Annotated in this window: 5 protein-coding genes and 1 pseudogene; all 6 read left to right on the top strand. The window is 58.1% G+C overall.

Annotated elements, in window-relative coordinates; translation table 11 throughout:
- Positions 1 to 253, top strand: a pseudogene (locus BG52_RS16090) (serine/threonine protein kinase); the annotation flags it as partial.
- A 102-nt stretch (positions 254 to 355) separates the two neighbouring features.
- Entirely contained in the window at positions 356 to 1,825 is a 1,470-nt protein-coding gene (gene tilS / locus BG52_RS09275) for a tRNA lysidine(34) synthetase TilS (RefSeq protein WP_081793724.1), read from the top strand.
- 74 nt (positions 1,826 to 1,899) lie between these two features.
- The gene (gene hpt / locus BG52_RS09270; RefSeq protein WP_036582870.1) at positions 1,900 to 2,439 is read left to right on the top strand and encodes a hypoxanthine phosphoribosyltransferase; all 540 of its coding nucleotides are present in this window, start codon (positions 1,900 to 1,902) and stop codon (positions 2,437 to 2,439) included.
- A 109-nt stretch (positions 2,440 to 2,548) separates the two neighbouring features.
- Entirely contained in the window at positions 2,549 to 4,552 is a 2,004-nt protein-coding gene (ftsH, locus tag BG52_RS09265) for an ATP-dependent zinc metalloprotease FtsH (RefSeq protein WP_036582872.1), read from the top strand.
- A 430-nt stretch (positions 4,553 to 4,982) separates the two neighbouring features.
- On the top strand, positions 4,983 to 5,921 hold the full coding sequence (gene nadA, locus BG52_RS09260) for a quinolinate synthase NadA (RefSeq protein ID WP_036582875.1): 939 nt from the start codon (positions 4,983 to 4,985) through the stop codon (positions 5,919 to 5,921).
- Between the two features lie 63 nt (positions 5,922 to 5,984).
- Positions 5,985 to 7,218 (top strand): L-aspartate oxidase (nadB, locus tag BG52_RS09255; protein WP_036667160.1); only part of this gene is annotated, 1,234 nt, incomplete at its 3' end.

The raw sequence follows: 7,218 nt of genomic DNA, 5'->3' as shown, positions 1-7,218 counted from the left end.
GAAGCTCGTCGAAGGCAATTCGACGTTGAAGCCGTTCGCCGGATGGCTGAACAAAGCGTTCAACGGCGGATACGCCAACGCCCGCGAAGGAGCGGGGGCTTGGCAGCGGCTGATGCACGGACCCGGAGTCCGCATGAAGAGGCCCGTTGCGCCGCGATGGATGACGGGGTTGTTCGCCGGTTCGATGGCGGTGCTCGCCGCGACGATCGCGTGGATGATGGCGGAAGGCATGCTGACGCTCGGGCTTCCATGAGGCCGGGACGGCCGGCATGCCGCTTTTTGTGCGGGGACCGCGCGCTGTTTGACGCTGTCGGCATCCGTGTAATGGAGAATAGGAAGAGGTTGGTGTAGAGTCATGGAGGAGCTGGTGAGGCGGACCCGGGATACGGGCCGGCGCGAAGAGCTGTGGCTGCCGGGTGACAAGATCGTGGTCGCCGTATCGGGCGGCCCCGATTCGACGGCGTTGCTTCATGTGCTCTATGCTTTGGCTTCGGAAGAATCTCTACATATCTTGGCGGCGCATGTCGACCACGGCTTCCGCGGAGCGGAATCGGCTCGGGAAGCCGAGGCGGTCCGCAGCTTGTGCGGCGGACTCGGCATTCCATGCGAGACCGTTCTTTTCGACGTTCCGGCCTATATCAGGGAGACGGGAATGAACCCCCAGGCCGCCGCGCGCGAGAAGCGTTACGGCTTCCTCCATGAAGTCGCGGAGCGTTATGGAGCCGCGCGGATCGCGCTTGCCCACCACGCGGACGATCAGGCCGAGACGGTGCTGATGAGGCTGCTGCGCGGGGCGGGGGCCACGGGGCTTTCCGGTATGGCCGCCAAGCGGCGGGAAAGAAACGTGGAACTTATACGCCCCTTTTTGCGTATGAACAAGGCAGACCTCATTGCGTATTGCAGGATGGCGGGTCTCACCTATTGCACGGACCCAAGCAACGAGAAGCGGGGGTATTTCCGCAACCGGGTGCGGCTGGATGTGCTGCCGTTTCTGGAAAAGTACAATCCGAATATCGCGGACTCGCTCGTTCGTCTGGCGGAGATCAGCGCGGCGGAGAACGATTATCTGGATGGCGCGGCGGAGGACGTTTTTCGCGCCGCGGCCAGGCGGGCGGGCGATGGATGGGCAATCGGCCGGCAAGCTTTGCTGGACCTGCCTGTCGCTTTACAAAGGAGATTGATTAAACTAATATTAAACTATCTCACGCTGGAAAAGGAGTCCATCTCCTTCGAGCGGATCGAGCGGATTCGGCAGGCTGCAATCGAACCGGCGCCGACGACCTGGTCGATCGATGCCGGATACGGCATCCGTTGTCTGCGCGAGTATGAAACGCTTCGTTGGACACGCGAGGGTGCCAAGCCGGACGACGAGCCCTTCTTCTATACGGTCCGCGAGACCAAGGGATGGCTGTTCGTAGCGGAAACGCCGGGAGAACTGGTTATTCGAGTCAGGGACGGCCGACCCCGTGAATCGGAAAGGCTAGCCGAGGGGCGCGCCTCTGCCGAGTTCGACGCCGACCAAGTCCCGTTTCCGCTGACGGTTCGCGGAAGACGTCCGGGCGATCGAATGTCCGTGATGGGATTAAACGGCACCAAAAAAGTGCAAGATATGTTCGTTGACGCGAAGATTGCTCCGTCCGTCAGGGATCGGCTGCCGCTGATTTGGGACGCGGAGGGCCGGCTGCTCTGGATTCCCGGCTTGCGCCGTTCGTCGGTTGCCCCGGTGACGGCCGCCACGCAAAGGCGGCTTCGTCTCGAATGGAAAGAGGCATCCGCGCGCGGCGGGGAAGCAATGGCGGAACTGGGCGGAGAAACAGATGATTAAAGCTAATGCCGTAGCGCCGGGCTGCCTTCGGGCGATCCGCGGCGGACACGGCAAACCGATGGGGGTTCCGAACGTTGCTTAATGACATTGAAGAGGTTCTATACGACGCCGAACAGATTCAGCGGAAGGTAAGGGAATTGGGGGAGCAGCTGAGCCGCGATTTCAACGGCCGCAATCCGCTAGTTATTTGCGTTCTCAAAGGCGCGTTTATTTTTATGGCCGACCTGGTGAAGAGCATGAGCATCCCGCTTGAGCTCGACTTCATGGCTGTCTCCAGCTATGGGGTGTCGACCAAATCGTCCGGCGTGGTCAAGATCGTGAAGGATCTGGACACACCGGTGGAAGGCCGAGACGTTCTGATCGTTGAGGATATCATCGACAGCGGACTGACCCTTAGCTACCTGATCGATGTACTGGAGCGGAGAAACGCCAAATCGGTCACCGTCGCAACGCTGTTTGACAAACCGGCCCGAAGAACCGTTGAGCTGGAGGCCGATTATACCGGGTTCACCCTGCCTGACGCTTTTGTGGTCGGCTACGGGCTCGATTACGCGGAGAAGTACCGGAATTTGCCGTTAATCGGCATTCTGAAGCCCGAAGTATACATTAAATAGCGGGCATCATTCACAGTATCTGCCTTGGCATGCCCCGCCTCCAGGTTCTATTGAGATGGGCTAACCTGCTATGGTAAAATATTTTATGCGCCTTGAGAGGAGGTAGGGGATGAATCGGATCATCCGAAACACTGGATTTTATTTGCTTATATTTTTGGTGACCGTCGGGATCGTTCAATTTATCAGCAACCAAAACGACACTACCCAAGAACTTCGCTACGATCAATTGCGGCAGGAAATCGCGACCAATAACGTTGCTGAATTGACGCTTAAGTTTGACGGTATGTCCTACTTGGTCACTGGTGAATATAGAAAAGCACCGAGCGGAGCAGAGAACAAACAGTTTTTCTCGCGGATGAGTGCGGATGAATTTGCGGTCGAGGAAGTGGTCAAAGCCTCGGAAGCGAACGATTTCAACTTAACGATGAAGAAAATGCAAGGACCGAGCATCTGGCTCACATTCCTTACCTCGATTATTCCGTTTGTGATCATTTTCATTCTGTTCTTCTTCTTGATCAATCAAGCCCAGGGCGGCGGCGGCAAAGTGATGAATTTCGGTAAGAGCCGCGCCCGCCTTTATAATGAAGAGAAGAAGCGCGTAACGTTCGAGGATGTGGCGGGTGCCGACGAGGAGAAGCAAGAGCTCGTCGAGGTCGTCGAATTCTTGAAGGATCCCCGCAAATTTGCGGCGGTCGGCGCACGGATTCCGAAGGGCGTACTGCTTGTCGGACCTCCTGGTACCGGTAAAACGCTGCTTGCGCGCGCCGTCGCAGGCGAAGCCGGCGTTCCCTTCTTCACGATCTCCGGTTCGGATTTCGTGGAAATGTTCGTCGGGGTCGGTGCTTCCCGCGTTCGCGACCTGTTCGAGAATGCGAAGAAGAATGCGCCTTGCATCATTTTCATCGATGAGATCGACGCCGTCGGCCGTCAACGGGGCGCAGGCCTCGGCGGCGGACATGACGAGCGCGAGCAAACGCTCAACCAGCTGCTCGTCGAGATGGATGGATTCGGCGTGAACGAAGGCATCATCATCGTTGCGGCTACCAACCGTCCGGACATTCTTGACCCTGCATTGCTGCGTCCCGGCCGCTTCGACCGTCAAATCACGGTTGACCGCCCGGACGTAAAAGGACGCGAAGCGGTGCTGAAAGTGCACGCCCGCAACAAGCCGCTGGCCAAGGACGTCAAGCTTGAGGTTATCGCCAAGCGGACAACCGGCTTCACCGGCGCCGATCTGGAGAATCTGCTGAACGAAGCGGCGCTCCTGGCGGCGCGCCGCAACAAGAAGGATATCGCCATGATCGAAGTCGATGAAGCAATCGACCGTGTCATCGTCGGTACCGAGAAGCGCAGCCGTGTGATCAGCGATCGCGAGAAGCGGATCGTCGCTTACCACGAAGCTGGCCATACGATTATCGGCTATTTCCTTGAGCACGCCGACGCGGTGCACAAGGTGACCATCATCCCGCGGGGCCGGGCCGGCGGATACGTCATCATGCTGCCGAAGGAAGACCGCATGCTGGTGACCAAGCAGGAGCTGCTTGACAAGGTAACCGGTTTGCTGGGCGGCCGTGTGGCGGAGGAGCTGTTTATCGGCGAGATCGGCACGGGCGCATACAGCGATTTCAAGCAAGCAACCTCGATCGTGCGCAGCATGATTATGGAATATGGGATGAGCGAGAAGCTCGGACCGCTTCAGTTCGGCAGTACCCAAGGGCAGGTTTTCCTCGGCCGGGATATCGGACACGAGCAGAACTACTCCGATGCGATCGCTTATGAGATCGATCAGGAGATGCAGAATATCATCAACTATTGCTATACCCGAGCTAAGGATCTCCTGAATGAGAAGAACCGCGAGGTGCATCTTATCGCGCAGACGCTCCTCAAGGAAGAGACGCTCGAGCTGGAGCAGATCAAGCGGCTTATCGACACCGGCTCTCTCGACGGCGCCGGCAGCGGCGGCGACGGAACAGACGCGCCGGCTGAGACGAGCGGCGAACCGAGCATCGATACGCTCGGCAATGTCCGTGTCCGCATCCAGTCCAAGGAGCCGGGTGAAGGTACCTTGCCTCCGGGCGGCAACACCGGCGGCGACGGCTCAACGAACGGTTGATCCGTGCAGCCGAGAGAAGGGCTTCCACCGAAGGCATTCGGCGGAAGCCCTTTGTTTATGGAGAAGAGAGGTAATTGCCGCTTCGTATATGTCCTGGCATTCTCTGTGATGGAATTCATCGATTCGGTCGGTGAACGACTGAATGAAGGCGAGGATGGTCATAACTAAAAAACGCCCCGTCGGGCGGTGACGAAACATGCGGCGAGCACAGCGCCTCCGGGCGCGCGGACGCTCGCTGCAGCGCCGCGAGGATAGGACGGGCTTTTATTGACAGCCCTAGGCGGGACGTGTAAATTAGTTGTTAACTATACTGATTCGCCGGTCATGGCCGGTCCTTGGCACACGGGTTGACAGCCGTGCCGGATGGACCGGGATCGTCAAACAGCCGCGGGCGAGAATGCCCCTCCGGCTATGAAGGAGAGGGTTATCGATGGAAGCTTTGGCGCTTGAGCGCAAAGCGGAGCAGAATCGTGAATTGCGCGAGCGGCTGCTGCAATTGAAGAAGGAACGGAATGCCATTATTCTTGCCCACTACTACCAGCGGGATGAAATTCAGGAGGTTGCGGATTTCCGCGGCGATTCGTTCCTGCTGGCACAGAAGGCCGCGCAGACCGATGCGGATACGATCGTTTTCTGCGGTGTGCACTTCATGGGGGAAAGCGCGAAAATTCTGGCCCCGAACAAGACGGTGATCATTCCGGACGAGCGCGCCGGCTGCCCGATGGCCGACATGGTCAATGTGGAAGGATTGCGCAAGCTGAAAGCCCGGCATCCGAACGCCGCGGTCGTCACTTACATCAACTCGTCGGCCGATGTGAAGGCGGAGACGGATATTTGCTGCACGTCGGCGAATGCCGTCAAGGTCGTCAACTCGGTGGAAAGCGACGAGGTGATTTGGGTCCCGGACAAAAACCTCGGCCACTATGTACAGCAGCATACGGACAAAAAGATGATCCTCTGGGAGGGTTATTGCAATACGCATGATATGCTGACCGTGAAAGATGTCGAGGAAATGAAGGCCAAGCATCCGAACGCATTGTTCGTCGTCCATCCGGAGTGCCGTCCGGAGGTCGTGGCGCTAGGCGATTTTGTCGGGAGCACGACGGCAATCATCAAGTTCTGCAAGGAGTCGGGCCATAAGGAATTTATCGTAGGCACGGAGGACGGGACCGGCTACCAGCTGCGGCTGGACAGCCCGGACAAGACATTCCATTTCGCCACCAAATACCTCGTTTGCCCGAATATGAAGGTGAACAATCTCAAGAAGTTGGTCAAATGTCTGGAAACGATGCAGCCGCAAATTTACGTGCCGCCACAGGTGGCCGACAAAGCCCGTTTATCCCTGGAGCGCATGTTACAAGTGAAGTAGCATGCGCTGCTTCATGCCCGTACAAGCGGAGTCAATCGCCAGTAGCGAAGTGGAGGACCAACGATGATTCCAAGATATTTGGTCGACGAGGAGCTGCGCAAGCTCCCGGTCGTCGACACTGATGTGATCGTGATCGGGGCCGGCATTGCCGGTCTTTTTACCGCTATTCAGTCAAGCGAGCGCCATTCGGTGCTGATGATCACCAAAAAGTCGCTGCTCGACAGCAATACCCGTTACGCCCAGGGCGGTATCGCCGCGGTTACGTCACCGGAGGATTCACCGGCCTTTCACCGTCAGGATACGCTGATTGCCGGCGCGGGTTTATGCAAGCACGAGGCCGTAGATGTGCTCGTTCATGAAGGGCCGAAGGGCGTCCGCGATTTGATCCGGATGGGCACGCAATTCGATCAGGAGAACGGCGAATATGCGCTCACCAAGGAAGGCGCGCACAGCCAGCGCCGGATTCTGCATGCCAACGGCGACGCGACGGGTTATGAGATCGTGAGGGCGCTTTCCGAGAAAGCGATGGACGACCCGAATATCGAGGTATGGGACGATCATTTCGTCATCGATCTGATCACACAGGACGGAGAATGCTGCGGCGCGCTCGTGCAGAGGCCGGACGGCACGCGGGTGCTTGTCCGCGGCAAGGCTACAATTCTGTGCTCGGGCGGAGCCGGTCAGTTGTACCGCTATACGACGAATCCGGATATCGCGACCGGCGACGGCATCGCGATGGCTTACCGCGCCGGCGCGTACGTGCAGGATGTGGAATTCATCCAATTCCACCCGACCTCGCTCTGTTACCCGGGAGCGCCGCGCTTTCTGATTTCTGAGGCGGTCCGCGGCGAGGGGGCGGTGCTTCGCAATATCAAAGGCGAGCGTTTCATGGAACGCTACCATGAGCAGCTAGAGCTTGCGCCGCGCGACGTGGTGGCGCGCGCGATTGTCAGCGAGATGGAGCTGACGAAGTCAACGTTCGTCTACATTGACATTACGCATGAATCCGAAGAGCTCGTCAAGCGCAGGTTTCCTAATATTTATGAATTCTGTCTGAAATACGGTCTCGACCTGACAATGGATTGGATTCCGGTAGCCCCCGCCGCACATTATACGATGGGCGGCGTCAAAACCGACCTGAACGGCGAGACGAATATTAAACGTTTGTTCGCATGCGGGGAAGTGTCGTCAACCGGCGTGCACGGCGCGAACCGGCTGGCCAGCAATTCGCTGTCCGAGGCGATCGTATTTGGACGGAGAATCGTGGAGCGTATTGAGAAGCTCGAGCCGCTGGCGG

This window comes from Paenibacillus darwinianus, from assembly GCF_000598065.1.
In the GTDB taxonomy this organism is placed as follows: domain Bacteria; phylum Bacillota; class Bacilli; order Paenibacillales; family Paenibacillaceae; genus Paenibacillus_I; species Paenibacillus_I darwinianus.
Note: the sequence above shows the minus strand (reverse complement) of the source record. Positions and strands in the feature narration are given on the sequence as shown.

Bases quoted from the DNA above. Each gene is read 5' to 3' on its own strand.
- tilS (WP_081793724.1), top strand. From the start codon at position 356: ATGGAGGAGCTGGTGAGGCGGACCCGGGATACGGGCCGGCGCGAAGAG.
- nadA (WP_036582875.1), top strand. From the start codon at position 4,983: ATGGAAGCTTTGGCGCTTGAGCGCAAAGCGGAGCAGAATCGTGAATTG.
- ftsH (WP_036582872.1), top strand. From the start codon at position 2,549: ATGAATCGGATCATCCGAAACACTGGATTTTATTTGCTTATATTTTTG.